The sequence below is a fragment of the Streptosporangium nanhuense genome, assembly GCF_059358815.1.
In genome coordinates this window covers 128,403-154,619 of sequence record NZ_JCADBG010000025.1, presented here as the reverse complement: position 1 = coordinate 154,619, position 26,217 = coordinate 128,403, and the positions used below count along the sequence as shown (strand labels likewise).

Below are 26,217 nucleotides of genomic sequence, written 5' to 3'. Positions count from 1 at the left end.
AAGGCGCCGGACTCACCCTGCACAGCAGCCAAGCCACCGGCCCCCACGTACGCCAACACCTCCAACGCCTGCTCAACAACCCCACCCACACCCACGCCGCCGAACAACTGCGCCAGGAAACCCTCGCCACCCCCGGCCCCAACCAACTCGTCCCCCACCTCGAACGACTCACCGCCCACCACCGCGGGTAGCGAGAAGGGGCGGGGGCCGCGGGCGGCCCCCGCACGATCCCCGGGATCCCTGGGATCAGACGACGTGCACCTCGGGCACGTACAGGATCCACTTGCCGCCCGCCTCGCGGAACGCGCGCTCCTTGGCCATGATCTCCTCGGCGTGGTTCCAGGCGAACAGCAGCGCGTAGTCGGGGTAGGGCTCGGCGAACGCCGACGGCTCGCGGACCGGGATGTGCGACCCGGGGGTGAGCCTGCCCTGCTTGGCGACGGTGGTGTCGCAGATGAACGGGACCAGGTCCGGGCCGATGCCGCAGTAGTTGGTCACCGTGGCGCTCTTGGCGGTCGCCCCGTACCCCACGACCCGCTTGCCGCCGTCGCGCAGCTCGCGCAGCAGGGCGGTGAGGTCGTCGCGGATCTTCTCGACGCTGCTCGCGAAGCCCGTCAGCGTGGACATCGCCGCGAGGTCGCGCTTGTTCTCGTCGGCCAGCAGCTCGGCCACCGCCGCCGTCGGCGTCCTGGCTCCCGCGTGGGCCAGCGTGTAGCGGACCTCGCCGCCGTGCACCGGGAGCCTCTCGACGTCGACCAGTTCCAGGTCGAAGCGGGCCGCCATGGCCTGGACCGAGCGGACGGTGAAGAAGTAGAAGTGCTCGTCGTAGATCTGGTCGAAGGAGGTGCGCTCGACGATCTCGGAGAAGTAGGGGTCCTCGAACACGAACACGCCGGTCGGGGCGAGCAGCGCGGTCACCCCGCGCAGGATGGACTCCATGTAGGGGATGTGGCAGAGGGTGTTGGCGGCGTAGATGACGTCCGCCCGCCCGTCGGAGGCGAGGATGTCCCTGGCGGTCTCCTCCTCGAAGAAGGACTTGCGGACCCGGATGCCCTTGGCGTGCGCCATCTCGGCCACCCCGCCGGACGGCTCCACGCCCAGGTGCCGCACCCCGGCCTCGGCGATCGCCTTCAGCATCACCCCGTCGTTGCAGCCGAGCTCGACCACGAACGGGTCGGCGCCGGTCAGCTCGGTGGCGAGCAGCCGCCGGGCCAGCGACTCGAAGTGCGCGCGCATGACGGCCGAACCCGACGAGACGTACGGGTAGTCCTCGTGGAACATGCGGTCGCGGGGGATCTCCTCCATGAGCTGCACCATCGTGCACGACTCACATATTCCGACGGCGAGCCGCACGAAGAATTCGTCCGCGAAATCGCCGGGGCGGACGAACGCGTCGGACAGCGGCTGGCGTCCGAAGTCGAAGAATTCGGCGAGGGATCCGGCGCACACACGGCACCGCGACGTGGCAGACATACTTTGCTCCTCGATTCTGGGTGGTACAGGGGTGAATTGCACAAGGGCCCGCTGGAGGCGTACGAAAGAAAAGGAGGGCGGGTGTTCCTACGGCGCACACCGGCGCGTCCGGCGGCCGCTTCCTCCGCCTTTCATGGTCATATCGTTATGCGCCGGGCCCGCTCGCGGATCGCGTCGACGAGCTCGACCTGGGCGAGGGCCGGCTTCGTGTGCTCGGCCTGGCCGCCGCCCTCCCTGACGGAGCGCGCGAAGGACTCCAGGATGTTGACGAACTGGCGGTCGGCGGCGAGCGTCCGCTCCTCGACGCGGTCCTGCCGCTCGATCCGCACGACCGGCCGCATCGAGTCGGGCGGGGTGTAGGCGCGGTCCAGGATGATCGACCCCTCCGAGCCCCACAGGGCGTACGAGCTGCGGTAGGAGTGCTCGAACCCGAACCGGATCTGCGCGGTGACGCCCCCGGGGGAGCACAGCAGCGCGCTGCCCTCGACGTCCACCCCGCTGACGGCGTCGTAGCGCAGGAAGGCGCCGCAGACCTCGATGTCGCCGCCGAGAAAGAGCTGCGCGGCGCGGATCGGGTAGACGCCGACCTCGAACAGGGCGCCGCCGCCGAGGTGGGGCCGGTAGCGGAAGTCGCCGGGGTCGCGCGGGGGGATGCCGAAGTCGCTCGCGAAGGAGCGCAGCCGCCCGATCGCCCCGCCGTCGAGCAGCCTGCGCACCTCCTCGTGCTGCGAGTGGTGCGGGAAGACCAGGTTCTCGACCAGGAGCAGCTCGCGCTCCTCGGCCAGGGTGAGCAGTTCCTCGGCCTCCGCGCGGTTGGTGGCCAGGGGTTTCTCGGCCAGCACGTGCTTGCCCGCCCGCAGCGCGCGGCCGACCCACTCGGCGCGCAGCCCGGTGGGCAGCGGGATGTACACCGCCTCCACGTCGGGACGCTCCAGGAGCGCGCCGTACCCGGTGACCGCGTCGCAGCCGAAGCGCCTGGCGAAGGTCTCGGCCTTGGCCGGGTCGCGGCTGGCGACCGCGACCGGCAGCACGGCCGGGGCGGCGGTCATCGCGGGGAGCGTGCGCCGCCAGGCGATGTCCGCGCACGAGAGCACGCCCATGCGCACCGGTGAGGTCGTCAACGCTCCCCTCCCCAGAGTCCCTGCAGGCAGGCGACGAGCGTGCGGGCCTGGACGTTGAGGTAGTAGCTGTGGCGCAGCAGCCCGGACAGCTGGCCGACGGTGACCCAGGTGTAGTCCTCGGGCACCTCGACCGGGAAGTCGTCGTCCGCCTCGATCACCAGGTATCTGATGACCGCGCCCATGAAACGCCCGCCCTCCTCCGACAGCAGCGCCTCGAAGCGGATCCGGGAGGGGTCGGCGTCCAGCACGTAGTCCATGAAGCGCGGGCGCCGGTCGGCGGGCACCCCCTCGTAGCTCTCGGGCGCGCACTGCAGGGTGGCGGCCAGCTCGACCATGTCCGGCAGGCCGCCCTCCATCCGGGCGTGGACCAGCACGTGCAGCACGCCGTGGATCCGCTTGACGACGAAGGCGACCACGCCCTGGCCCACCGGCACGAACAAGGGCTGGCTCCACGAGCCGACCTCCCGGCCGGCCCCGCTCACCGCGACCGCGGCGACCGTGAAGTACTTGCCCTCCTCGTGGGCGATCTCGTCGCGGGAACGCTTCCAGCGGGTGACCTGCTCCAGGTTCACGCACCAGCGGTCGACCAGCTTGGTGCTCCTGGCCGCGGTGAACCAGCTCAGCAGGCCGGAGGTGGTGTGCAGGGCGGCCCCGCCGCTGACCACCGAGCGGCGCAGCGCCCCCCGGAAGCCGTCGCCGTCGCCGTCGCCCTCGTCACCGTCACCGTCACCGTCGCCGTTCAGGGTCGTGCCGTCGAACGGGACGCAGGCCAGCACGGTCCTGGAGTCCATGTTGACGAGGTTGTCGACGCGCAGCAGCTCCTGCAGCTGGCCGACGGTGAGCCAGCAGAAGCCGTCGCGGACCTCGACGTCCTCGGTCACCTCGACGACCATGTTGCGGTTGCGCTTGCACCAGAACCAGGCCCCGTGCTCGGACTGGAGCACGTCGACGAGGACGCCGCCGGGCCGGGGCCGGGTGAAGTACTCCAGGTAGGGCACGCCCGCGCCGCGGTGGACGCCGACGTAGTTGCTGTGCGTGGCCTGCACCGTGGGCGACAGCTGCACGGAGTTGACGTTCCCCGGCTCCATCTTGGCCTGCATGAGGAAGTGGACGACGCCGTCGATCTCCTTGGCGAGGATGCCGAGGATGCCGATCTCGGACTGGTTGATGATCGGCTGCGACCAGCCCGCCGCCGGATCGGAGCGGGTGCTGACCCGCAGCCCCTCCACGGAGAAGAACCGGCCGCTGCGGTGGACCAGGTTGCCGCTGCCCGGCGCGAAGCTCCAGCCGTCCAGGTCGGAGAAGGGGATCCGGGTGACCTCGGCGCGCTCCGTGCGGTGGCGTTCGGCGAACCACTCCCTGAACTCGGCGAGCGGGAGGACGGCGCTGTCCCTGGCCATGGCGGATTTCGTCAGACGGGCTCTGAATTCGTTATTCTCCCGGCGCAGAGAATGTGATATCTGCGGGAGGCTGGTCATATTCCGACCCTCCGGTCTTTGGATCGCACGGCCTTCGCCGGAGAATAATTATATAAATCCGGTTAGTCCATTGCATTCGTTCTTCCCGGGCGGCCCGAAGGCGCCGAGAATCGCTTGACCGCCGGGTTCCCGGAAAATAGCGTTTGTCCCGCTGGCGAGACAAAACGGGGCGGAACAACCCCTCGTCCAAGAGGAGGGCGCAGGCTCGATGAGTTCTTCTGTGAACGGCGGCGGGGACGGCGAGGACGTCGTGGTCGGCAGGATCGAACCGTGCCGCATCGTCGAGCTTCCGGAGATCGTCGACCCCCGGGGCAGCCTGTGCGTGGTCGAGTCGGGCAAGGAGATCGACTTCGACGTCAAGCGGGCCTACTACATGTTCGGCATGCCGCCCGGCACACAGCGCGGCGGGCACGGCCACCGCCGCCTGCGGCAGCTGATCATAGCGGTGCACGGCCGCTTCGAGGTCAAGGTGGACGACGGTTTCGGCCGGCGCACGTTCGTGCTCGACCACCCCCGGCTGGGGCTCTACATGACCCCGATGGTCTGGCGGGACATGGTCGACTTCGCCCCCGGGACGGTCGGCCTGTGGCTGGTCTCCGAGCCCTACGACGAGTCCGACTACTACCGCGACTACGACGAGTTCCTGCGGGACGCGCGGAGCGGGGTGTGAAGGTCCCCTTCCTGGACCTGCGGGCCCCGTACGAGGAGCTGCGGGCCGATCTGGACGCGGCGGTCCAGCGGGTGCTGAGCTCGGGCTGGTATCTCCTGGGCCCCGAGCTGGAGGCGTTCGAGGCGGAGTTCGCGGCCTACTGCGGCAACGCGCACTGCGTGGCGGTGGGCAGCGGCTGCGACGCGCTGGAGCTCTCGCTGCGCGCGATGGGCGTCGGCCCCGGGGACGAGGTGATCGTCGCGTCGCACACGTTCATCGCGAGCTGGGTGGCGGTCTCCAGGACCGGCGCGCGGCCGGTCCCGGTGGAGCCGGACGCGTACGGCACCCTCGACCCGGCGCGGATCGAGGAGGCCGTCACCCCCCGCACCAAGGTCATCATGCCTGTGCACCTGTACGGCCACCCCGCCGACCTCGGCGCCGTCGAGGAGGTCGCGGCCAGGCACGGCCTGCGCGTCCTGGAGGACGCGGCGCAGGCCCACGGCGCCCGCGGGCACGGCCGGCGGGTGGGGTCGGGCTCCACCGCCGCGTTCAGCTTCTACCCCGGCAAGAACCTGGGCGCCCTCGGCGACGGCGGCGCCGTCGTGACGGGGGACGCGGAGCTGGCGGCGCGGGTGCGGCTGCTGCGCAACGTCGGCTCCCGCGAGAAGTACCGGCACGAGGTCGTGGCGGCCAACTCCCGGCTCGACGAGATGCAGGCCGCCGTACTGCGGGTCAAGCTGGCGCGGCTGGACGAGTGGAACGACCGCCGCCGGGCCGTGGCCGCGCGCTACCTGGACGAGCTGAAGGGCGCGGGCGACCTGGTGCTGCCCGCGCCGGCCCCGTGGGCCGAGCCGGTCTGGCACCTGTTCGTGGTGCGCACCGCGCACCGGCGGCGGCTCCAGGAGCGGCTTACCGCCGCCGGGATCGGCACGCTCGTCCACTACCCGGTCGCGGTGCACCTCTCCCCCGCCTACGCCGGCGAGGGGTACGCGCCCGGATCGCTGCCGATGGCCGAGCGGCTGGCCGACGAGGTGCTGAGCCTGCCGATGGGCCCCCACCTCGACGCCCGCGCGGTGGACGCGGTCGTCGCCGCGACCCGCGAGGCGTGCGCCTGACACCCCGGCGGCTCCGCCGCCCGGGAAAGGCACGGCGGGAAGGGCACGGCACCGCCCGGGAAAGGCGCGGCCGCTCCGATGGTCCCGATCGCTCTGACGATCCGATCGCTCTGACGATCCGGCGACCTGACCGGTAGCGCTCCGGTGGCCCGGCCAGGCCGACGACTCCCATCCGCCCCGAGGGGGTGTGACCGGCCCGGCCGGTCACACCCGGGGCCGTCAGGCCGAGCCGCTGTCGGGCTGCTCCAGCCACCAGGGGTTGGCCCGCGCCCAGTCGATCGTCCGGGCCAGGCCGTCCCGCAGGGCGGTGGTGCTGTGCCACCCGAGCACCGCGCGCGCCTTGGAGGTGTCGGGAACGCGGCGTGACAGGTCCTGGTAGGCGCTGCCGAAGCCGTCGCGCGGATCGACCGGGACCGCCCTCTCCCCGCCCGCCAGCTCCACGACGAGCTCGATGACCTCACGAATGGACGTCTCGACGGAGCTGCCGATGTTGAAGCACTCCCCCAGCGCCGGGGCGGCGGTGCCCGCCTCGATCGTGGCGGCGATCGCGTCGTCGACGAAGGTGAAGCAGCGCGTCTGCCCGCCGTCGTCGTACAGGACCGGCGCCAGGCCGCGCAGCGCGCGGTGGACGCTGCGGCTGACCACGAAGCCCGGCCGCTGGCGGGGTCCGTAGACGTTGAAGTACCGCACGATGGTGGCGTCGAGACCGCGCTGGCGCATGTAGGCGAACGCCAGGTGCTCGGCCAGCGCCTTGCTGGAGGAGTAACTCCACCTGTCGGTGGCGGTGCTGCCGACGACGCGGTCGTCGTCCTCGGCCCACGGGACGGCCGGGTTCTTGCCGAAGACCTCGCTGGTGCTGGCCAGCACAACCCGGGCACCGGCCTTCTCGGCGAGCTCCAGGACGTTCTTCGTCCCCGACAGGTTGATGTCGATGACGTCCAGGGGCCGGTCGATGTAGCGGTCGACCCCCACCACGGCGGCGAGGTGGTAGACGGTGTCGACGTCGCCGGTGATCGCGGTGGCGAGCGTCTCTGCGTCCCTGATGTCGCCGCCGACGTGCCGACGGGGGGAGGCCCCGTTCAGGTCGGGCGGGGGCGGCCCGCCGTCGAAGACCGTCACCTCGTCCCCGCGCCTGACGAGGGCCTCGACGAGATGGCTGCCGAGGAAACCGAAACCGCCGGTGACGACCACGTTCGCCACGGCCCCTACCTCCCGATCCCGCGGTAGGCGAACCCGGTCTCGCGCAGCAGGTCTATGGTCTCGCGCGGGTAGTAGGCGCGGCCGTCGACGACCGCGCACGAGGGGGCGACCCGTTCGCGGATCTCCGCGAAGTCGACCTCCTGGAACTCCCGGTGCCAGGCGAGGATCGCCAGGCAGTCGGCGCCGCGCACCGCCTCCTCCAGCGAGGGGGCCTGTGGCAGCCCGAAGAGCTTCTCCGCCTCGTCGCCGTCGACCAGCGGGTCGTACAGGGTGACCTCCGCGCCCGCCCTGCGCAGCTCCTCCACGACCGGTCTGACCGGCGTCTCGCGCAGGTCGCCGGTGTTGTTCTTGAAGGCGAGCCCGAGGACCGCCACCTTCGCGCCCACCGGCGACCTGCCGAGCTTGGCCAGCTCCTCCACGATGAGGCCGCTGGTGTAGCCCGGCATGGAGTCGTTGACCTCGCGGGCTGCGGGGATGGTGAGCAGGTCGATGCCGCGCTGCCGGGCGGCCCGCCAGACCATCCAGGGGTCCTTGGTCAGGCAGGAGCCGCCCACCCCCACGCTCGGCAGCAGGATGTTGACGTTGCCGTTTCCCTTGGGGATCGAGTTGGCCGCGGAGATGATGTCGAGGACGTCGACCTCCAGCGCCGCGCAGAGCCGGGCGAGCTCGTTGGCCAGGGCGATGTTGTGGTCGATCCACCAGTTGTCGGCGAGCTTGACCATCTCGGCCGCCTCCAGGGAGGCCACCGGGATCACCTCGACCCCGACGGCCCTGCCCCAGAACTCCACCGCGGCCTTCGTGCTGTCGTCGCACCACCCGCCGACGATGATGGGGAAGCTGCGCAGCTCGCGCAGCGCGGTGCCCTCCGAGAGGCGTTCGGGGCAGAAGGCGAGGCCGAAGTCCTCGCCGCAGACCAGGCCGCCGCGCTCCAGCAGCGGCAGGGCCAGCGCGCGCGTCACCCCCGGCGGGACCGTGCTCTTGAAGACCAGCAGCTGGCCCGGCCTGATGTGGCGGCCCAGCTCCTCGCAGGCGCCGCGCAGCTGGCTCTCCTTCATCACCCCGCGCTCGCCGGTGGGCGTGCCGACCGCGACGATGACGACGTCCGCCTCCGAGACGCTCTCGTAGCTCGTGGTGACGCGCAGCCGGTCGGTGCCCGCGTGGCGGGCCACGAGCTCGGGCAGCCCGGTCTCGCTGAACCGGCAGTGCCCGGCGTTCAGCTCCTCGACGAGTACGGGGTCGGTGTCGACCCCGATCACGTTCACGCCGCGGTCGGCCAGGACGGCGGCGACGCACGACCCGACGTACCCCAGGCCGAGGACCGCGGCCGTGATGTTCTCCCGCTCGGGCAGGAAACGCATGTCATCTCCAAAGGTCTGGCGTTACCGGGTGAGGACACGACGCAGGCGCCAGACGCCGAGGGCGAACAGGACGGCGGCGTAGCAGCTCAAGATGCCGAACTGGGGCAGGATGTCGACGATGGTGCCGTCGTTCCTGACCAGTTCGGCGAAGGCCTCGTAGGCCCACGCGTGCGGCGTCAGATGGGCGATGGTCCGCATCGTGCCGCTGAACGACTCCAGGGCGACCATGGAGCCGCCCAGCGCGGCGAGCCCCAGCCCGAGGACCATCGCGACGGAGATCGCCGCCCCGGGGGTCTTGAACGCCGCCCCCAGGAGCATCGCGGCCCCGCTGCCGACCAGGGAGAAGACCAGGACGAGGACGCCCGCGGCGAACGGGTCCCCCCAGTCGACCCCGAAGATCAGCGCCGAGCCGAACATGATCAGCAGGGCCTGGGTGAGCGCGATGACCAGGCGTCCGAGGGCCTCGCCCACGACGATGGAGCGCGCGGAGATCGGGGCCGCGTACATCCGGCGCGCCACCCCCAGCAGCCGCGTCTCGATGAGGCCGATCGCGGCGGTGAGAGAGGTGAGGAAGGTGAACAGGAGCAGCAGGGGCGGGGCCGAGGCGCCGAAGGGGTTGAAACCCTCGGGGAAGAGGCTCTCGCCCTCGGTGGTGACGCGCACCTGGACCGTCCCGACGCTCGCCCCCTCGGCCCTGCTCAGGGCCTCGTCGAAGCTTCCGGCCCCCTCCTGCTGCCCGAAGCGGGCGGCGCGCAGCAACCCGGCCTGCTGGGGGACGACGGAGCGGACCCAGGTGCCGATCTCGGCCGCGCCGGGGTCCTCCTGGCGGGTCAGGTAGCGCACCTCGACCTCGCCGCCGGCGCGCACCCTGGTGTCGTAGTCGGCGGGGACGACCACGCCGGCCCGCACCGTGCCGCGTTCCACCCCGGTCCGCAGCGCGGCCTCGTCGGCGACCCGCTCGACCGCGATGCGCTTGCCCGCGCCCAGCGCCTGGACCAGCTGCTCCGTCAGCGGCCCCGAGCCGCTCACCACGCCCAGCGTCAGCTGCTGGTTGCCGCCGAACATCTGCCCGAGCACGAAGACCATCAGGAACGGCGAGAGGACGACGAAGAAGATGTTGGTGCGGTCGCTGAAGACCCGGCGGAGGTTGACCGTTGCTATGGCGAGGGCCTTCACGCGTGCACCATCCTTCCGACGCGGACCAGGGCCAGCGCGCCGCCCAGTACGGCGAAGCCGAGCAGCGCCGCGACCGGGACCGCCACCGCCTGCAGCGACCCGCCTCCGGCCAGGTCGGCCAGGCCCTGCATGAACCACTTGTGCGGGGTGAGGTAGCCGAGCGCGGTGAGCCCGCCGAGCTGCGCGGTGGGGAAGAACACCCCGCCGAAGATGCCCAGCACCATCGCCACCACCGACTGCCAGTTCGACGCCTGCTCCGCGGTACGGGCGAACGTGGCCAGCGCGGTCATCAGCCCGGTGGCGGCGAGCACCGCCGCGACCACCAGCGCGGCCACGCCCAGCGGGTCGCCCCAGCGGGCGCCGATGACGAGCGTGCTGACCACGATGAGGACGGCCATGCTCACGATGCCCACCAGCACGCCGCTGAGCAGCTTGCCCAGCACGATCGCGGGCCGGGAGATCGGCGCGGCCAGCATCCGGGTCAGCGTGCCCGCCCTGCGCTCGTCGAAGATGCTGCTGATGCTGAAGACCACGGCGAAGAACAGGAAGAACATGGCCATGCCGGCCGAGTAGTAGGTCGTGACGTCCAGCTGCCGCCGTACCGCGGAGGCGTCCTCGCGCAGCGAGAGCGGCATCGGGACCGCGCCGGCCCGCTCGGCCAGCCCGGCGGCCCGCTCGGCGTCGGGCGCCGTCCCCGCCGGGGAGGCCGCGACGACGGCCAGCTGGACCGAGCGCAGCCCGGCGGCGTACGACTGCCCGACCTCGCGGGCGACCTGGACCGCGACCGGGGCGGCGACGCTGCCGATGATCTCCAGTGTGGCGGGGCGTCCGGCGCGCGCGTCGGCGGAGAAGTTCGCGGGGATGACGAAGACCGCCTCCACCTCGCCCCGCCGCGCCAGCGCCCGGCCCTCCTCGGCGGTGGCCACCGGGCGCAGGGTCACGACGCCCGACTGCCGCATGGGCTCCAGGACCTGGCCGACGAAACCGGTGTTCCCCGCGCCTGCGTCGGCGTCGGCCACGGCGTAGCGGGCCTTGAACTCGCCGCCGGAACCGCCCAGGACGGCGTTGAGGATGAAGGCCATGCCGAGCGGCAGCACGATCGCGAACACGATCAGGGTGCTGTCCTTGGCCCGCTGCCGCAGGTCCTTCACCAGGATGGTGATCATTCCGCGCACCGCGGGCCTCCGTTCCCCTCGGTCACGAGGCTCCCCTCGGCCACGGAGTCCCTCTCGGCCGCGAGGCTCCCCTCGGTCACGAAGTCCCTCTCGGCCGCGAGGCCCCGCTCGGTCACGAAGTCCCTCTCGGCCGCGAGGCCCCGCTCGGTCACGAAGTCCCTCTCGGCCGCGAGGCCCCCCTCAGTCACGGAGCGCCTTGCCCGTGAGGTGCAGGAAGACCGCCTCCAGGTCGGGTTCGCGCACCTCCGCCGAGCGGATCGCCGCGCCCGAGCCCGCCACGACCTCGAAGAGTCTCGGCAGCACCGCCCTGGCCCCCTCCACGAGCAGGTCGACCCCGGCCCCCTCGCCGCCCACCTGCCGCACCTGCGGCAGTTCGGCGAGCGCGTGCCGTACGCGTTCCAGGTCCCCGTCCACCTGCAGGAGCACCTGGTCGCTCTCGCCCACCAGGTCCACCAGCTCGCGGCGGGTGCCCTCGGCCTTCATCTGGCCCAGGTCGACGATCCCGACCCGGTCGCAGAGGCGCTCGGCCTCCTCCATGTAGTGGGTGGTGTAGAGCACGGCCACCCCGTCGGCCGCGAGGCGCTGCACGCTCTCCAGGATGGAGTTGCGGCTCTGCGGGTCGACCCCGGCCGTGGGCTCGTCCAGGATCAGCAGGCGCGGCCGGTTCAGCAGCCCGACCCCGATGTTCAGGCGGCGGGCCATGCCCCCGGAGTAGCTCGACACCGCCTCGTCGGCGCGGTCGGCCAGCCCGATCGTCTCCAGCACCTCGCCCACCTTGCTCCTGCCCTGCCGTCCCCGCAGCCCGTAGAGCCGCGCGAAGAACCACAGGTTCTGACGTGCCGTGAGGTCCTGGTAGAGCGCGAGCTCCTGGGGTACGTAGCCGATCAGCGCCTTGGTCCTCGTGTTGCGCGCGTCGTGCGGCTGCCCGTCGATGACGACGGTGCCCTCGTCGCGCTCGACGACCCCGACAATCATCGAAATCGTCGTGCTCTTTCCGGCGCCATTCGGCCCGAGCAGGCCGTAGACTTCGCCCTCGGCGATGGAAAAACCGATGCCGTCGACCGCGACTATCTGGCCATAACGTTTACGGAGTCCTTCGCACACCAGAATGATGTCGCTCATACGGCCTGATTCAACACGTCCCGTTCTCCCCGCACAAGATATCGGAGAGGGACCGCGGCGGCTTTAGACTCCGTCCTCGAAGCCCTCGAATAGCCTACGGCGTTTGCCTCCGCACGGGGTGTCCGCCCTCGGGAAACCTCGGGAAACCTCAGGAAAAAGGATCGCGAGACGGGCCCGCCCGGGACGGCGCCGGCCGCCCGGGGGTGTGCGGGGGACCGCGAACGCGGGGGAAGACACCGGGCCTCCCCCCGCGAACGCGGAGGAATCAGCAGGTGCTGCTGCTGATCGTGCTGCTGGGCAGCTCGGCGTACTCGGGCGCTACGTCGATCTCCTGCAGCTCGAGAATGTTGGACAGATCCATTAAGACACCTCCTTCGCGGGCTCGAATGTCAGACCGGCCGTGATGGCGGCCGCGGGCCGGCCGGAAATCTCTCTCCTTTGGCGCCCCGTCGTCCTCGCCGGTTTCGGAAGGTGTACCGCTCGCATTCACGAATTTCACGGAGTCTGCACCGTGACACCTCCACCGAAAAACGATGACGAAACGAAAGCGCCATCGAAGCGTCAATCCCGGCCGCTCCGCTGACGAAACATAGTTATGGAACCCCGGAATGCGCAACGGCCTGTCCTAAAACGGCCATCCGGCCGGTGTTTCCATAAGTCGGAAACGACTACCGGCCCGAGGCTTTAGCCGTGACATTATATTTTCATGCACCACGCCGAGCCGAATGCGAGCGGGGACCGGATAATCACGCTCCAGGAACTGCGCGAAGTGTTCCGCCGGATGGCGGAGAACCGGTTCGGGGAGGTCCTCACGGTGCTCTCCGAGGACCCGCTGGGCCGGTTCCTGTCCGAGCGGGCGGGCGAGCTCCGCGCCGGCGAGAACCGCTCGGTGTCGTCCCTCCCGAGCGCCGGCGGTGAGGAGGCGGGTCCCTTCGCGGACGGCTCCCGGGTCCGGACGCTGCCCTCGGCGCCGCTCTCGGTGCTGATCACCGACCGGCGGACGGCGCTGCTGAGCCTGCGGACCCCGCCGGGCGAGGCGGCCGGCCCGGTGCTCCTGGTGACGCGGCCCGGCCACGTCTCCACCCTGCTGTCCGTCTTCGACCACCTGTGGGACACCGCGTCCGCGGCGCCGTCCCCGGAGGTCGCCTCCCCCGGGGGCAGGTCCCGGCGGCGGTGCCGTGCCGTGCTCGACCTCCTGGCCGAGGGGCTGACCGACAACGCCGTCGCGGCCCGGCTCGGCATCGCGGAGCGGACCGTCAGGCGCGAGGTCAACGGGCTGATGCAGTCGGCGGGCGCCACCAGCAGGTTCCAGCTGGCGCTGCGGGCCCAGGAGCTCGGCTGGCTGCGTCGTCCCGCCGGCGAGACAACGCCGGACATCGGGCCGGAAGGCGGGCCGCTTTCCGGTCGCCTACCGCTTTTCCGCGACCGTGGATAACAACGTTGACTATCCAGGAACCCCAAACCTAATGTCCAACCGTCAGCGAGATCCGACGGTTCGATCACACGGGATCATTGCGCCCCGGGACCATCGCCGCCGAGAGAATTCAAGGTGACAGAATCGTGCTCATTCCCCATGTCGAGACTCAGCGGACGACGCTCGCGATCGCGGACCTGTCGGACGGGGTCGCCCTCTACGAGCTCCTCCTCGGCCTGGGACTGCACAGCATGCCGCCGCTCAAGGTCTTCGTTGAGCAGATGAAAAAGCAGGATATTTCCGCGCTTTTCGCGATCAAGCTGCGGCACAGCGGAGAGACCGTCGGGTTCGGGACCCTGCACGAGATGGACCCCGCCGGACACATCCAGGTCGGCATATTCACCGACACGGACAAGGCGCGATACGGTCTCGGCGGCGAGGCGATGATGCTTCTCGTCAATTACGCGTTCGCCACCTGGGAGAACGTACGGAAAGTTTATTTCGTCACCACGGACGCGAGCATCGACCGGCTCGGCTGGGTCGGGAGCCTCATCCCCAAGGAGGCGACACTTCCCGAGCACATGTTCTTCCGGGGATGTCTGTGGGACGTGCACTTCTACGCCATTTACCGGCAGATGTGGGAGAAGCAGGGCGCCGACGTCCTCACCCGGCTGGTCGAGGGGCCGGACGCCGACCGGCCCAGGGGCCTGCGCGCGCTCGTCCGCCACCTCAGGAAGCTCGTCACGAGGCCCAAGGAGTACGCGCGTTGACGGACACCCCGGCCGCCCACAGGCCCCCCGAGTTCGGCGGCGAACGGCTGCTCGTGATCGGCACCGGCGCCATCGCCGCGATGTACCTGCCGTTCTGGCTCAACTGGCTGACCACGGCGTACAAGACCCTCCAGGTGCAGGTCGTCCTCACCTCCAGCGCGGAGCGTTTCGTGAGCGCGCAGGCGTTGAGCGTGCTCGTCCGCCGGGAGGTCGTCATCGACCGGTGGCCCGAGGAGACGCGGCCGGACGCGCTGCACGTGCGGCTGACCGAGTGGAGCGACAGCGTCGTCGTCTACCCGGCGTGCATGAACTTCATCTCCAGGCTGGCCCTCGGGCTGGCCGACACCCCCGCGCTGCTCACCCTGCAGTGCACCCCGGCCCCCGTCGCGGTCGCCCCCTCGCTGCCGCCGGGCGCGATGGACAACCCGACCCTGCAGCGGCACCTCGCGACCCTCGCCGAGCGGCGCAACGTCGTGGTCTCGCCGGTGCGGGCGGTGACGAGCCTGACCACCGGGCGGCGCGACGCGGCGGGGGCGCCGCCGCTCTCGACACTGATCGGCATGCTGGAGGAACTGCGCGTCTCCCTGTCCGGCGAGAAGGCACGACCGGCCGAGGCCGAGGCGGTCTGAACCGGACGATCCAGGCACGGCACGGCAGCGGCGGGCACGCGACAGGGAGCAGGGAGCACCACGCATGCAGGACATGATGCAGATCTACACTCTGGCCGACCCGCTCTTCTTCGAGGAGCCCACACGCTGGTCGGGAGGGGTCGGCTTCATCGGCGACGCCGGGCTGGCCGTGTCGGGCCAGGCCGTTCCCGAGGGCTGGGTGCGCAAGGAGCGCGGTGTGTGGGTCTCGCTGCGACCGGCCGGCCAGGCCACCGCCGAGCAGGGCTGGAAGGTCCACCTCTCGGCGACGCTGGACAACGCCGACCGGCTCTGCTCGGCCGCCTGGGACCACTGCGTCGAGCGCGGCATCCCGTTCAAGCACCTGCGCGACCGCAACATGCTGCTCGTCTTCAACGCCAAGTACTCCCCCCGCGGCTCCAGCGGAAAGCTGGTCACCATCTACCCGCGCGACGAGGAGGAGCTGCGGGCGGTGCTGACGGACCTCTCGGCCGAACTGGAGGGCGAGCCGGGCCCGTACATCCTCAGCGACCTGCGCTGGGGCGAGGGGCCGCTGTTCGTCCGCTACGGCGGCTTCACCGAGATGACGTGCGTGGACGAGCACGGCGAGACCGTCTTCGCGATCCGCCACCCGGACGGCACCCTGCTGCCCGACCGGCGCAGGCCGGTCTTCGACCCGCCGAAGTGGGTGGAGCTGCCGGAGTTCCTCCGGCCGCACCTGGACTCCCGCCGCGACGGCGCGGGCGCCGAGCTCCCCTACCTCGTACGGCGGGCGCTGCACTTCTCCAACGCCGGGGGCGTCTACCTGGCCACCCGCCGCACCGACGGCAGGGAGGTCGTGCTCAAGGAGGCCCGCCCGCACACGGCGGTGGACGCCAACCACCAGGACGCGATCACCCGGATGGCCCGCGAGAGCTGGGCGCTCACCGCGCTGCGCGGCATCCCGGGCATCCCCGAGCTGTACGACGAGCTGGACGTGGCCGGGCACCGCTTCCTGGTCGAGGAGTACATGGACGGGCAGCCGCTGAACGTCTGGTGCGGGACCGCCCACCCCTGGGTGACCAGGGCGGAGCCGACCGAGGAGGAGATCGCGTCCTACACCCGCAGGGCGGTGCGGATCTCCGAGCGGATCGAGACGCTGATCGCCGCCGTGCACGCGCGCGGGGTGGTGTTCGGCGACCTTCACCTGGGCAACGTCATCGTCAGGCCGGACGAGTCGGTGGCGCTGGTCGACTTCGAGCTCGCGTTCGACGCCACGGACGCCGACTGGCGGCCGGGACTCTCCGCGACCGGGTTCGGCAGCCGCGACAAGAGCGGGACCGACCGCGACCTGCACGCCCTGGCCGCCGTGCGCCTGGCCATGTTCCTGCCGTACAGCAAGATCACCGCACTGCAGCCGGGCAAGGTCCACGGGTTCGTCCGGATGATGTGCGACAGCTTCCCGGTTCCTGCGGACTGGTCCGGGACGATCCTGTCCCACCTGGCTCCCGGCTCCTCGGCCTCCACGGTCACGCCCGATGGAACGCGGCGGCCGGGCGAGGACCCCGTCGGCCTGGACGAGCCTGTCGTGGACTGGGCAGCGGCGCGCGCGTCCCTGGCGAGGGGGATCCTCGCCTCCGCGACCCCCGAACGGGAGGACCGCCTCTTCCCCGGTGACGTCCACCAGTTCCTGTCCGGCGGTCTCGGCTTCGCCCACGGCGCGGCCGGGGTGCTGTGGGCGCTGGAGGTGACCGGCCACGGCCGCCACCCGGAGCACGAGCGCTGGCTGATCGACGCGGTACGGCGCACCACCCCGCGCCGCCCGGGGCTCTACGACGGCACGGCCGGCCTCGTCCACGTCCTCGACCATCTGGGTTATCCGGACGAGGCGGCCGAACTGCTCGACCGCCACCCGGTGCCGGATCGCGCGAACATCTCGATGTTCTCCGGGTTCGCGGGCATCGGGGCGATGCTGGCCCATCCGACGGACGCAGAGGGACGCGCGCCGGGCGGGCGGGACCGGCTGGAGGCCGCGCTGGCCATCGCCGACCGGCTGGCGGACGCCGTACGGCGCGGCGATCCCGGCACGGCCCGCGGCCCGGGGCTGCCCGCGCCCACCCGCCCGGTGGAGCCCGGCCTGATGCGCGGCTGGTGCGGGGTGGCCCTGTTCCTCATCCGGATGTTCGAACGTACCGGCGATCCCGGCCACCTCGACCACGCCGCGCTGGCCGTGGGGCTCGACCTCGACCGGTGTGTGACGACCGCCGACGGCGGGCTCGTGGCCGAGGAGGCGGGCGTGCGCACGATGCCCTACCTCGACGTCGGCAGCGCGGGAATCGCCCTGGTCGCCGACGAGTTCCTCGCCCACCGCGAGGACGACAGGCTCCGCGCCGGCCTGCCCGGACTGCTGCGCGCCTGCCGGACACGCGTCGCGCTGCAGTCCGACCTCTTCCGCGGCACGGCCGGGCAGGTGGCCGTCCTCTCCCGGCTCTCCGGGCTCGCGAACGCGCACGGGGTCGGCGCGAGGAACGACCCTGGCGGCTCCCCGAGCGGCCCCGGAGAGGACGGGGCACTCGACCGCCGGCTGCGTGACCTGTGCCGGCACGCCGTCTCCTTCCGGGGACACATCGCCTTCCCCGGCACCAACGGCTTCCGGCTCTCCATGGACCTGGCCACGGGCGGCGCGGGCGTCCTGCTCGCCATGTCGCAGGCCGCCGGCACCGGCACGCCGTTCCTGCCGTTCTTCTCTCCTCGCGGGGGGCGGTGAGGTGGACGACGGCGCGGCGGTGTCCGTCAGGGGACTGCACAAGAGGTACGGGCGGATCGAGGCCGTCAAGGGCGTCGACTTCGACGTGGCGCCCGGCGAGGTGTTCGGCCTGCTGGGCCCCAACGGGGCGGGCAAGAGCACCACGATCAACATGCTGTGCACGCTGGTCCGGCCCAGCGGCGGCAGCGCGACCGTCGCCGGGCACGACATCGTGCGGCGGCGCGACGAGGTGCGGCGCGACATCGGGCTGGTCTTCCAGGAACCGACCGTCGACGGATACCTCACCGGCACGCAGAACCTGAGCTTCCACGCCGAGCTGTACGGCCTGCCCAAGAACGCCATCGGCGACCGGATCCGGCGGGTCCTGGACATCGTCGGCCTGTGGAGGCGCCGCGACGACCGCGTGCACACCTACTCCGGCGGCATGCGGCGGCGGCTGGAGATCGCGCGGGGCCTGCTGCACTCCCCCCGCGTGCTGTTCCTGGACGAGCCCACGGTCGGGCTCGACCCGCAGACCCGGGCGGCCATCTGGGGATACATCGCCGAGCTGCGCGAACTGGAGAAGATAACGGTCTTCATGACGACGCACTATCTGGAGGAGGCCGAGTACTGCGACCGCATCGCGATCATCGATCACGGTTCCGTCGTGGCGCTGGACACCCCGGAGGCGTTGAAGGCCACGGTGGGCAGGGACCGGATCCGCATCCACACCGACGACGACGAGGCCGCGGCGGCGGCACTGCGGGAACGCTTCCTGGTGGAGGTCACGGCACGCGACGGCGGGCTCGCCTTCTCCGTGCCCAGCGGCGAGGAGTTCGTGCCGCGCCTGTTCTCCGGGCTCGGCGTGCCCATCAGGTCCGTGCAGATGACCCGGCCCTCCCTTGACGACGTCTTCCTCTCCTACACCGGCTCGACCATCCGCGACGCCGAGGACGGCGCGGATGCCGAGAACGGCGCGGACGGCGCGGACGGCGCGGACGGCGACGGCCCCGAGGCTCCCGAAGGCGATGTGAACGACACGGCCCCCCTGAACGGCGCGGGCCGCGACTCCGGTGACCCCCAAGGTGAAAGCGACGCCCGCGCCGAAGGCGACGCCCATGGTGAAAGCGACGCCCGCGGCGAAGAGGAAGCTCACCGCGAAGGTGACACCCACGGCGAAGAGGAAGCCCGTGGCGAAGGTGACACCCACGGTGAAAGCGACGCCCGCGGTGAAGAGGTGACGGTCCGTGGCCGCGATTGAGACCTCCCCGGCCCGCGTCCCGCTGCGCGGCGCCGCCCACAATCTGCGCGCGGTGAAGGTGGTGCTCCGCAGGGAGATGATCCGCTTCGCCACCGACGGCAAGCGGGTCACGGCCGCGCTCTTCCAGGCCTTCATGTGGATCTTCATCATCGGCGCCGGGTTCGGGGCCCTGATGCCGGGGATCCCCGACGGCGTCGACCTGAAGACCTTCATGTTCCCCGGCGTCATCTCGATGACGGTGATCATCACCGCGATGTTCTCCGCCTCCTCGATCGTCTGGGACCGCGAGTTCGGCTTCCTGCGGGAGATGCTGGTCGCGCCGGTGAGCCGTACCGCGATCGTGTTCGGCAAGGTCCTCGGCGGCGCGCTGGTCGCGACGCTGCAGAGCCTGGTGATCGTGGCCATGGCCGGGCTGGTCGGCGTCCCCTACGACCCGGTCCTCATCGCCGGGCTCGTCGGCGTGATGTTCCTGACCGGCTTCACCATGTCGGCCTTCGGGGTGCTGGTCGCCGCGCGGATGACCAGCATGGAGTCGTTCCAGGGGATGGCACAGATGGTGATCATGCCTCTGATGTACCTGTCGGGGGCGCTGTTCCCGCTCACCGACCTGCCCGGGTGGATGAACACCCTGACGCTGGTCAACCCCCTGACGTACGCGGTCGACCCGGCGCGCCAGGTCGTCTTCGCCCACCTGTCCGTCCCGCCCGAGGTGCAGGCCGTGTACGGACCCGGGGTGTCCTGGTCCGGGTGGACCGTCCCGGTGGCGCTGGAGTTACTGGTGGTCGGTGCGGCGGGCCTGCTCATGCTCGCCCTGGCCGTCGCCCGCTTCGACCGGAACGACTGAGGACCCGCACGCCCGGCCAAGGTGGGTGATCCGACGCACCGGGCCATCGGGCCGTCAGGCCGTCTCGTGTCCGGAGCGGCGGTCAGGCGGACTGGGCGTCGACCGTGCCCAGCAGTTCCCTGAGCCGGTCCTGCTGATCGGGGGTGAGCACCGAGAACAGCTCCTCGGCCACCCGCCTGCGCGCCTCGCGCACCCGCTCGTACCTCTCGCGGCCCTCGCCGGTGACCACGAGCAGGGTGGAGCGGCGGTTGGCCGGATCGACCTCGCGGCGGACCAGCCCGGCCTCCTCCAGGGCGTCGACCACCGGGGTCACCGAGCGTGGCACGATCCTCAGCCTCTCGGCGAGCTGCACCATCTTCAGCGGCGGCTCGGAGTCGACGATGACCCGCAGCGCCCGAGCCTGGCCGGGGCTCAGGCCGAGCGGGCCGAGCCGCTCACCGTACCCCCGCCGCAGTCGATGGCCGACACCGTGCACCAGGTCGGCCAGTTCCGTCTCCACAGCGCCGAACTTATCCCAGTGACGCCCGGAATGAATGTGAGCTAACCTCTGTTTGAGTAAACATCGCAAAGGAGCTACATGACCGAACAAACCGAAAGTGCCATACGGCACGAAACACCCGTTATGAACGACGAACCTCGCGCGCCCCTGCGGCGCGTGGTCGGCCTGTTCCGCCCCTACCGGGGCCGCCTCGCCGTCGTGGGCGCCCTCATCGGGCTCTCCTCACTCGTCTCGCTGGCCTCGCCGTTCATGCTCCGCTCGGTGCTCGACGACGCCATCCCGCACGGCAGGACCGGCCTGCTGACGCTGCTCGCGCTCGGCATGGTCGCGGTCGCCGTCGTCACCAGCGTGCTCGACGTCGTCCAGACGCTGATCTCCACCGGGGTCGGCCAGCGCGTCATGCACGACCTGCGCACCAGCGTCTACGGCCACCTGCAGCGCATGTCCATGGCCTTCTTCACCCGCACCCGGACCGGCGAGGTGCAGTCGCGCATCGCCAGCGACATCGGCGGCATGCAGCTGGTGGTCACCTCCACCGCGGCCTCGATGGTCTCCAACCTGACCACCGTGATCGCGACGATCGTCGCGATGCTGGTGCTGGACTGGCGGCTCACCATCGTGTCGCTGCTGCTGCTCCCCGTCTTCGTCGCGATCAGCCGCAGGGTCGGCCGGGAACGCAGGAAGATCACCTCCGAGCGGCAGCGGAAGATGGCCGCCATGTCGTCGATGGTCCAGGAGTCGCTGTCGATCAGCGGAATCCTGCTGGGCCGGACGATGGGCCGCGGCCCCGAGCTCACCGGGCGGTTCTCGGCCGCCTCGGACGAGCTGGCCGACCTGGAGGTCCGCTCCAGCATGGCCGGGCGCTGGCGGCAGTCCACCATCCAGATCATCATGGCGGCGATGCCCGCGGTGATCTACTGGGCCACCGGGCTCACCTCGGCCGTCTCCATCGGCACCGTCGTCGCCTTCACCACGCTCCAGATGAACCTGTTCCGGCCCGCCGTGTCGCTGCTGCGGCTCGGCGTCGACGTGCAGAGCTCCCTGGCGCTGTTCGGGCGGATCTTCGAGTATCTGGACCTGCCGGTGGACATCCACCCCGGCACCCGCACGCCGGAGAACGTACGCGGCGAGATCCGCTTCGAGCACGTCGACTTCTCCTACGGCGAGGCCCCGACCCTCTCGGACGTCGACCTGACCGTCCCCGCGGGCACCACCCTGGCCGTGGTCGGCGAGACCGGCTCGGGCAAGACCACGCTGAGCTACCTGCTGCCCCGCCTGTACGACGTGACGAGCGGCCGGGTCACGATCGACGGGGTGGACGTGCGCGACCTCACCTTCGAGGCCCTGGCCGAGACGGTCGGCGTGGTCTCGCAGGAGACCTACCTGTTCCACTCCTCGATCGCCGACAACCTGCGGTTCGCCAGGCCGTCGGCCACCGACGAGGAGATCGTCGCCGCCGCGCGGGCCGCCCGGATCCACGACCACATCGCGTCACTGCCCGACGGGTACGACACCGTCGTCGGCGAGCGCGGCTACCGCTTCTCCGGCGGCGAGAAGCAGCGCCTGGCCATCGCCAGGACCCTGCTGCGCGACCCGCCCGTGCTCATCCTCGACGAGGCCACCAGCGCCCTCGACACCCAGACCGAGCGCGCCGTCCAGGAGGCCCTGGACACCCTGTCGCACGGCCGCACGACCATCACGATCGCCCACCGCCTGTCGACGATCCGCGACGCCGACCAGATCGTGGTCCTCGACCACGGCCGCGTCGTCGAACGCGGCACCCACGACGAGCTCCTCGCGGCCGACGGCCCCTACGCCGCCCTCGTCAACCGCGACCGCTCCCTCACCTCCGCCTGACCCGGGTCACGTTCCGTCATCCACCGCAAAGCCCGCCCGGCCGGTCGTTCCCATCGGATTCCTCCTGCGGTCACCGGTCCGCTTCTGGTCTCGCATGACCGATCGGACCTGCCGGCTCCGCTCGACAGAGACCTCGCGGTAAAAAATCCAGCGGAACCTCGCGACAAAAATGATCTAGTTGTCCTGGAATGACCGATCATAAAGGGCGACACACCATAACGAATATGCCGACAAGGGGCATTGTCGCTGGTGAGCAAGGGATATAGTCTGCCGCGTGTGGTGGAACGAGACGACTACACGGCGATCCGTGACCGCATCACGACCCTCGCCCGCGATCGCGAGTTGCGTTGCGACTGGGCCGAAACGACCAGGAGGCAACGCTTCCTGCTGCTGTGGGACGCCCAGGGCCGCGTCGCGGCACGCGCGATCGTCCCGCTGTACCCAGGCGAGACACCGCACGCTGTGAAAAATCTCGAACGGGGGCTCGCCTCCGTGTTCGGTGACAACTGGCTGGAGGACTGATGGGCGCCCAGGACAGTGTTGACGTTCACGTCACCAAAACCGGCGCGCTGTGGCTCGCGACCGTGCACGGCGTGGCGGGCGGCATGTCCGCTCGCTCCCTGAAGGAGTTGCACGGCGACATCGCCGAAGGGTTGCCCTTCCTCTTCGCCGACCGAGACCGGCCGCCCGCTCCGGTGTTCCACTACACCCTGCCCGGTCTTACCGAAGACGACCTGAACGATTTCGCCGAGCTCCAGCGACGGGCCGCCGCGATCGCCGACGACTACACCAGAACGGCCAGGGCGCGCGTCGAACAGCTGGCCGGGCTCGGCCTGTCGGATCCCGACATCGGAGAGTTGCTGGGGCTGAGCAAGCAACGGATCCAGCAGATCCGCACGAGCAGGAGCGAAGACCGCCAGAGCGCCTGACAGCGCACGTCACAGCTGTCGCCCACCGCCCCCACTCTTGTCGAACGGGAGGTCACGCCTTGGCGGACGGGGCCCGGTCGAGCGCGATGCCGAAGTGGTCGAGGTAGGCGGGGAGGAGCTCGCTCTCGTCCAGGACGCGTTCGGTGCGCTCGCCGTCCACGGTGTCGATCAGCGTGCGGCCGCGGAGCGTGACCCGGCCCCGGGCCGTGCGCATCGAGCAGACCGGCGACCTGGTGAAGTGCGACCGCGGGGAGGTCGCCTGCCACCAGCACGTCGGGACGAAGTCCGCCAGTTCGTACGGCCGGGCGGTCAGCCGGTAGGCCGGGTCGCCGTTGTGCGTGATGTCGAGGTCGCCGTGGCCGCCGGGAGCGAGCCCGATCTGGAACACGCCCCCGCCGTCCCGCTGCTCCCCCCGCCCGTCGAGTCGCAGCGGCTCGTCGGAGAAGTCCCCGAACCCGACGTCGACCAGCCACAACTCGCCGTCGAGATCGACCCTCAGCGCCAGGTGGTCGAAGAGCGGCCCCGGCGTCGCACCGCCGAAGACCCGGGCGGCCAGCAGCGTCACCCGGTAGCCGAGCGCGGTCAGCACCTCGGCGAACAACCCGTTCAACTCGTAACAGAAGCCGCCGCGGCGACGGCCGACCACCTTGTCGAACAGCGCGTCGGATTCGAGCGAGATCTCCTCGCCGAGATGGATGCTCAGGTTCTCGAACGGCACCGCCCGCAGGTGCGCGAGCTGCAGGGCCCGCAGACCCTGGACATCCGGCTTCGCGGGCCGGGTCGCGCCGAGCCTGTCCAGGTAACGAGTGATCCGCGATTCGTCCACGGGGCAAGCAAACCACGCGCCGACTCCCATCGGATCTCGCCGTCGGAGGTCAGTCGCCGGATCGTCCGTGGGCGTGTTCCCGCGACGGCCTGTCCTCGACGGGTCGTGACGACCGCTCCAACGAGTGACCCCGCCGCGATCGTGACGTACTCCCTGGGAAAACCCGTGCTCAGGAAGGCTCGTCGGCCAGGCGGATGGCGAGTTCGATGCGCCAGCGGGTCTTCATCCGCTCGGACCGCGGGTCGGTGAGATAGGCCTCGTACCGGCAGCCGAACCGGTCACCGGCGGGGTTCTCCACGCAGTCGAACGTCAGGCCCTGCTCCCGCACCCACTCGACCAGGGCCCGGTTCGCCCGGCGGCCGTGGTTGACGTAGGTCAGCGTCGCGTACCGGCCTGCCGGGAGCGTGCCCGGGGAGATCCGGCCGTCGCCCTCGAACGGCTTCTCGGTGACGACACCGACCTCGACGTCCATCGCCCCGGCCATGTCGACCACGTGCAGGCGAAAGAAGGTGGTCCCGAAACCGACGCCCCGCTCGTCGAGCCGGCCGTACAACTCCTCCATGAGCCCGTCCCGTACGGCGAACATGCCGCGGAACGGCGTGACCACCCGGATGCCGGCGCAGTGCCGGTCCGGCTTGGTCTCGACCGAGGGGCCCTCAAGGATCTCCATCCGTACCTCCACGTGACCTCGGCCGTTCGCCCGCGGCTCCCGAGCGGCATCACTATGCCGTATCGGGCGGTGCCGGGTCGATGCGCCGGGTGCGCGTGAACGCGCCTCCGCTGGTGGCGCGAGGGGTGGAGACGTTCACGCGACGGCTCGCGGCCTCGCCCACGTCACGGCGGGCCGGACCGCTGTCGCGTCGTCTCACGTGGCGGAGAAGTCGAACTCCCCGTCCTTGACGCCACCGATGAACGCCTCCCACTCGGCGCGGGTATAGACGATCACCTCACCGTCGGGCCGGTGACTGTGCCGTACGGCGACCCGCCCGGTGCCGTCACCCAGCGGCCCGGCCTCGACGCAATTTCCGCCGCCGTTCTCGCTCCTCGTGCTGATACGCCAGGCGACACCGGCCACCTCGCCGGGGCCGAGCATCTCGTGGCCTTCCATCGCGTTCATCTCAACAACTCCTCTGCCGTCGCGGGGATCAGCCTGGCCGACTCCTCGCGTGTGAGAGCGAGCTTCAGCAATTCATCGTATGTCCGCACCAGACGCTCTGTATCTGGCGATTCAATGTAAACAGCTCCCTTGGCGGTATCCGCGTATGCGACCTCAGGAAAAGGATCCTCCACCCGGAGAATCCGGAACGCGCCGGTCGGGCTGGCATGCGCTCCGGCACTGAACGGGAGCACACGAACCTCGATGTTCGCCTGGGCGGCACACCCGGCCAGATGCCGGAGTTGCGCCGCCATGCATTCCGTACCGCCGACCATGCGCCGAAGCACACTCTCGTCAACGATCGCGACAGTCGCGGCGGAGCGTCACCCTTGAGGATCCCCTGACGGGCCATACGAAGTTCGAGCCAGCGCGTTCTCTGCTCGACGTCCACGTCGAAGTCGGCTGCGGTGATCACCGCCCACGCGTAAGCCTCGGTTTGCAACAAACCAGGTAGCAACGTGTTGTCGAAGGTGTGAATCTCCCTGGCCCGCGACTCCAGCCAGACGTAGTCGATGAGCCAGCCGACGACCTCTCCGGCGTAGCCGTCCCACCAGCCCTTCTGCCAGACCTCCTGGCTCAGCTTCAGCAGTGCCTCACGGCGATGACCGTCCGCGACGCCGTACAGGTCGAGGAGCGCGAACAGGTCGGGCCTGCGGATGGGGTATCCGCCGGACTCGAAACGGCTGATGGTGCCCGGATCGCGTTGCAGATACTCGGCCACGTCCTTGAGGAGGAGGTCGTTCGCCTCTCTCAGCTCCCGAAGTTGCTGACCGAGCCACTGGGAACGCAACGTGATCCACTTTGGGGCAGCCATAACCCATTCCTTCCGAACTGGTCACGCAAATCGAGGCGCGAGCCAATCGATGAGGCTGGACAACTTGTCGAGCCCTTGCATTTGTGTCGCTTTACCGAAAGTAATCAAGCGATCACATCGGGTAAACAAAGGTGGCGGCTGGCGACCAATTACGAGCTATGGGGTCACTTCAATATCGGAAAGCAGAAAAGGGATCGGGGTGGGCTTCGCTTGGAGGCCATGCCCACCCCGGTCCCGGCGGCCGGAAAGGAAACACCCGAGATGGAGCACTTCAACGGTTCCGACCACTCGACTGTCTACCACGGCACAGGCTCACCGGAGGCGGTAACCGGGAGCGAGGAAGACGCCTTTCCCGAGAACACCGGTCCCACCAGGGAGGACGTCCGGGCGCTGGCCGGTGGCCTGCCTCGCGTGTTCGCGCTGGTCCAGGAGTTCGGCGACCACGAGGGGGAGGGTGTCTCGGAGGTGGTGGCGTACGGGCTGGCACTACCGGGCGGGGAGGCGGCCACCGTCGGGGTGACCGCTCGGGGGTTCGGCAGCTGGCGGAGCGCCGACAGCGCCGCGTACCGGCTCCGCTCCGATCTGGTCTGGCTCGGGGAAAGCGAAGGGTGACCGCCGCCCCGCCCGGC

The 26,217-nt window shown here is 70.5% G+C and carries 27 protein-coding genes and 1 pseudogene; 13 read left to right on the top strand and 15 right to left on the bottom strand.

Annotation, left to right across the window (positions count from 1 at the left end; all coding sequences use genetic code 11):
• The coding region (locus AC5L38_RS36385) for a nucleotide disphospho-sugar-binding domain-containing protein (protein ID WP_495247346.1) at positions 1-191 on the top strand (191 nt) is incomplete at its 5' end.
• 55 nt (positions 192-246) lie between these two features.
• Here the strand turns inward: AC5L38_RS36385 and AC5L38_RS36380 are convergent.
• From AC5L38_RS36380 to AC5L38_RS36370, 3 genes are all read right to left on the bottom strand, one after another.
• Positions 247-1,473 carry a methyltransferase domain-containing protein gene (locus AC5L38_RS36380; protein ID WP_495247345.1) on the bottom strand — a complete coding sequence of 409 codons (1,227 nt, stop codon included), beginning with the start codon at positions 1,471-1,473 and terminating at the stop codon, positions 247-249.
• Between the two features lie 137 nt (positions 1,474-1,610).
• Positions 1,611-2,594 (bottom strand): Gfo/Idh/MocA family protein, encoded by a 984-nt coding sequence (locus AC5L38_RS36375; RefSeq protein WP_495247344.1) that lies wholly within the window; start codon positions 2,592-2,594, stop codon positions 1,611-1,613.
• Entirely contained in the window at positions 2,591-3,994 is a 1,404-nt protein-coding gene (locus AC5L38_RS36370; protein WP_495247343.1) for an NDP-hexose 2,3-dehydratase family protein, read from the bottom strand. Before AC5L38_RS36370 ends, AC5L38_RS36375 begins: the two co-directional genes overlap by 4 nt.
• Before the next feature lie 286 nt (positions 3,995-4,280).
• Here AC5L38_RS36370 and AC5L38_RS36365 point away from each other — a divergent pair, with 286 nt between their 5' ends.
• Both AC5L38_RS36365 and AC5L38_RS36360 read left to right on the top strand, forming a co-directional pair.
• Positions 4,281-4,742: a sugar 3,4-ketoisomerase gene (locus AC5L38_RS36365; protein WP_495247342.1), complete on the top strand. Its 462-nt coding sequence runs from the start codon at positions 4,281-4,283 to the stop codon at positions 4,740-4,742.
• On the top strand, positions 4,739-5,836 hold the full coding sequence (locus AC5L38_RS36360) for a DegT/DnrJ/EryC1/StrS family aminotransferase (RefSeq protein WP_495247341.1): 1,098 nt from the start codon (positions 4,739-4,741) through the stop codon (positions 5,834-5,836). Before AC5L38_RS36365 ends, AC5L38_RS36360 begins: the two co-directional genes overlap by 4 nt.
• Before the next feature lie 219 nt (positions 5,837-6,055).
• On the opposite strand, the gene AC5L38_RS36355 is transcribed toward AC5L38_RS36360, so the two are convergent.
• The 7 genes from AC5L38_RS36355 to AC5L38_RS36325 form a co-directional block, all read right to left on the bottom strand.
• Entirely contained in the window at positions 6,056-7,036 is a 981-nt protein-coding gene (locus AC5L38_RS36355; RefSeq protein ID WP_495247340.1) for an NAD-dependent epimerase/dehydratase family protein, read from the bottom strand.
• A gap of 5 nt (positions 7,037-7,041) precedes the next feature.
• Entirely contained in the window at positions 7,042-8,394 is a 1,353-nt protein-coding gene (locus AC5L38_RS36350) for a nucleotide sugar dehydrogenase (protein ID WP_495247339.1), read from the bottom strand.
• Positions 8,395-8,415: 21 nt separating this feature from the next.
• Positions 8,416-9,570, bottom strand: a complete 1,155-nt coding sequence (locus AC5L38_RS36345; protein ID WP_495247338.1) for an ABC transporter permease — start codon at positions 9,568-9,570, stop codon at positions 8,416-8,418.
• A complete protein-coding gene (locus tag AC5L38_RS36340) occupies positions 9,567-10,736 on the bottom strand; it encodes an ABC transporter permease (protein WP_495247350.1) in 1,170 nt (389 codons plus the stop codon). The genes AC5L38_RS36345 and AC5L38_RS36340 overlap by 4 nt, the downstream gene beginning before the upstream one ends.
• The gene (locus tag AC5L38_RS36335; RefSeq protein ID WP_495247337.1) at positions 10,733-10,933 is read right to left on the bottom strand and encodes a hypothetical protein; all 201 of its coding nucleotides are present in this window, start codon (positions 10,931-10,933) and stop codon (positions 10,733-10,735) included. Before AC5L38_RS36335 ends, AC5L38_RS36340 begins: the two co-directional genes overlap by 4 nt.
• Positions 10,926-11,867, bottom strand: coding sequence for an ABC transporter ATP-binding protein (locus AC5L38_RS36330; protein WP_495247336.1), 942 nt, complete (start codon positions 11,865-11,867; stop codon positions 10,926-10,928). The genes AC5L38_RS36335 and AC5L38_RS36330 overlap by 8 nt, the downstream gene beginning before the upstream one ends.
• A gap of 265 nt (positions 11,868-12,132) precedes the next feature.
• Positions 12,133-12,228: a class III lanthipeptide gene (locus AC5L38_RS36325; RefSeq protein ID WP_350974439.1), complete on the bottom strand. Its 96-nt coding sequence runs from the start codon at positions 12,226-12,228 to the stop codon at positions 12,133-12,135.
• Positions 12,229-12,573: 345 nt separating this feature from the next.
• On the opposite strand from AC5L38_RS36325, the gene AC5L38_RS36320 reads away from it, so the two are divergent.
• The 6 genes from AC5L38_RS36320 to AC5L38_RS36295 all read left to right on the top strand — a co-directional run bounded on the left by AC5L38_RS36320 (position 12,574) and on the right by AC5L38_RS36295 (position 19,507).
• Positions 12,574-13,302, top strand: coding sequence for a helix-turn-helix transcriptional regulator (locus AC5L38_RS36320; protein WP_495247335.1), 729 nt, complete (start codon positions 12,574-12,576; stop codon positions 13,300-13,302).
• 125 nt (positions 13,303-13,427) lie between these two features.
• Entirely contained in the window at positions 13,428-14,051 is a 624-nt protein-coding gene (locus AC5L38_RS36315; protein ID WP_495247334.1) for a GNAT family N-acetyltransferase, read from the top strand.
• On the top strand, positions 14,048-14,680 hold the full coding sequence (locus tag AC5L38_RS36310; protein WP_495247333.1) for a flavoprotein: 633 nt from the start codon (positions 14,048-14,050) through the stop codon (positions 14,678-14,680). Before AC5L38_RS36315 ends, AC5L38_RS36310 begins: the two co-directional genes overlap by 4 nt.
• A gap of 64 nt (positions 14,681-14,744) precedes the next feature.
• Entirely contained in the window at positions 14,745-17,423 is a 2,679-nt protein-coding gene (gene lanKC / locus AC5L38_RS36305; protein ID WP_495247332.1) for a class III lanthionine synthetase LanKC, read from the top strand.
• A gap of 1 nt (position 17,424) precedes the next feature.
• A complete protein-coding gene (locus tag AC5L38_RS36300) occupies positions 17,425-18,663 on the top strand; it encodes an ATP-binding cassette domain-containing protein (RefSeq protein WP_495247331.1) in 1,239 nt (412 codons plus the stop codon).
• Positions 18,650-19,507, top strand: a complete 858-nt coding sequence (locus AC5L38_RS36295) for an ABC transporter permease (protein ID WP_495247330.1) — start codon at positions 18,650-18,652, stop codon at positions 19,505-19,507. The genes AC5L38_RS36300 and AC5L38_RS36295 overlap by 14 nt, the downstream gene beginning before the upstream one ends.
• 82 nt (positions 19,508-19,589) lie before the next feature.
• On the opposite strand, the gene AC5L38_RS36290 is transcribed toward AC5L38_RS36295, so the two are convergent.
• On the bottom strand, positions 19,590-20,006 hold the full coding sequence (locus AC5L38_RS36290; protein ID WP_389925833.1) for a MarR family winged helix-turn-helix transcriptional regulator: 417 nt from the start codon (positions 20,004-20,006) through the stop codon (positions 19,590-19,592).
• 123 nt (positions 20,007-20,129) lie between these two features.
• On the opposite strand from AC5L38_RS36290, the gene AC5L38_RS36285 reads away from it, so the two are divergent.
• From AC5L38_RS36285 to AC5L38_RS36275, 3 genes are all read left to right on the top strand, one after another.
• Positions 20,130-21,863, top strand: coding sequence for an ABC transporter ATP-binding protein (locus tag AC5L38_RS36285; RefSeq protein WP_495247329.1), 1,734 nt, complete (start codon positions 20,130-20,132; stop codon positions 21,861-21,863).
• Positions 21,864-22,139: 276 nt separating this feature from the next.
• Positions 22,140-22,385, top strand: coding sequence for a hypothetical protein (locus AC5L38_RS36280; protein ID WP_495247328.1), 246 nt, complete (start codon positions 22,140-22,142; stop codon positions 22,383-22,385).
• The gene (locus tag AC5L38_RS36275) at positions 22,385-22,792 is read left to right on the top strand and encodes a hypothetical protein (RefSeq protein WP_495247327.1); all 408 of its coding nucleotides are present in this window, start codon (positions 22,385-22,387) and stop codon (positions 22,790-22,792) included. The genes AC5L38_RS36280 and AC5L38_RS36275 overlap by 1 nt, the downstream gene beginning before the upstream one ends.
• Positions 22,793-22,844: 52 nt before the next feature.
• Here the strand turns inward: AC5L38_RS36275 and AC5L38_RS36270 are convergent, their stop codons facing one another.
• The 4 genes and pseudogenes from AC5L38_RS36270 to AC5L38_RS36255 form a co-directional block, all read right to left on the bottom strand.
• Entirely contained in the window at positions 22,845-23,618 is a 774-nt protein-coding gene (locus AC5L38_RS36270) for an arylamine N-acetyltransferase family protein (RefSeq protein ID WP_495247326.1), read from the bottom strand.
• 169 nt (positions 23,619-23,787) lie between these two features.
• Entirely contained in the window at positions 23,788-24,288 is a 501-nt protein-coding gene (locus tag AC5L38_RS36265; RefSeq protein WP_495247325.1) for a GyrI-like domain-containing protein, read from the bottom strand.
• A gap of 195 nt (positions 24,289-24,483) precedes the next feature.
• Positions 24,484-24,726 carry a DUF397 domain-containing protein gene (locus AC5L38_RS36260; RefSeq protein ID WP_495247349.1) on the bottom strand — a complete coding sequence of 81 codons (243 nt, stop codon included), beginning with the start codon at positions 24,724-24,726 and terminating at the stop codon, positions 24,484-24,486.
• 5 nt (positions 24,727-24,731) lie between these two features.
• Positions 24,732-25,588: pseudogene (locus AC5L38_RS36255) on the bottom strand (helix-turn-helix domain-containing protein).
• A 261-nt stretch (positions 25,589-25,849) separates the two neighbouring features.
• Between AC5L38_RS36255 and AC5L38_RS36250 the strand changes: the two are divergent.
• Positions 25,850-26,200, top strand: coding sequence for a hypothetical protein (locus AC5L38_RS36250; RefSeq protein WP_495247324.1), 351 nt, complete (start codon positions 25,850-25,852; stop codon positions 26,198-26,200).
• Positions 26,201-26,217: the final 17 nt, after the last annotated feature.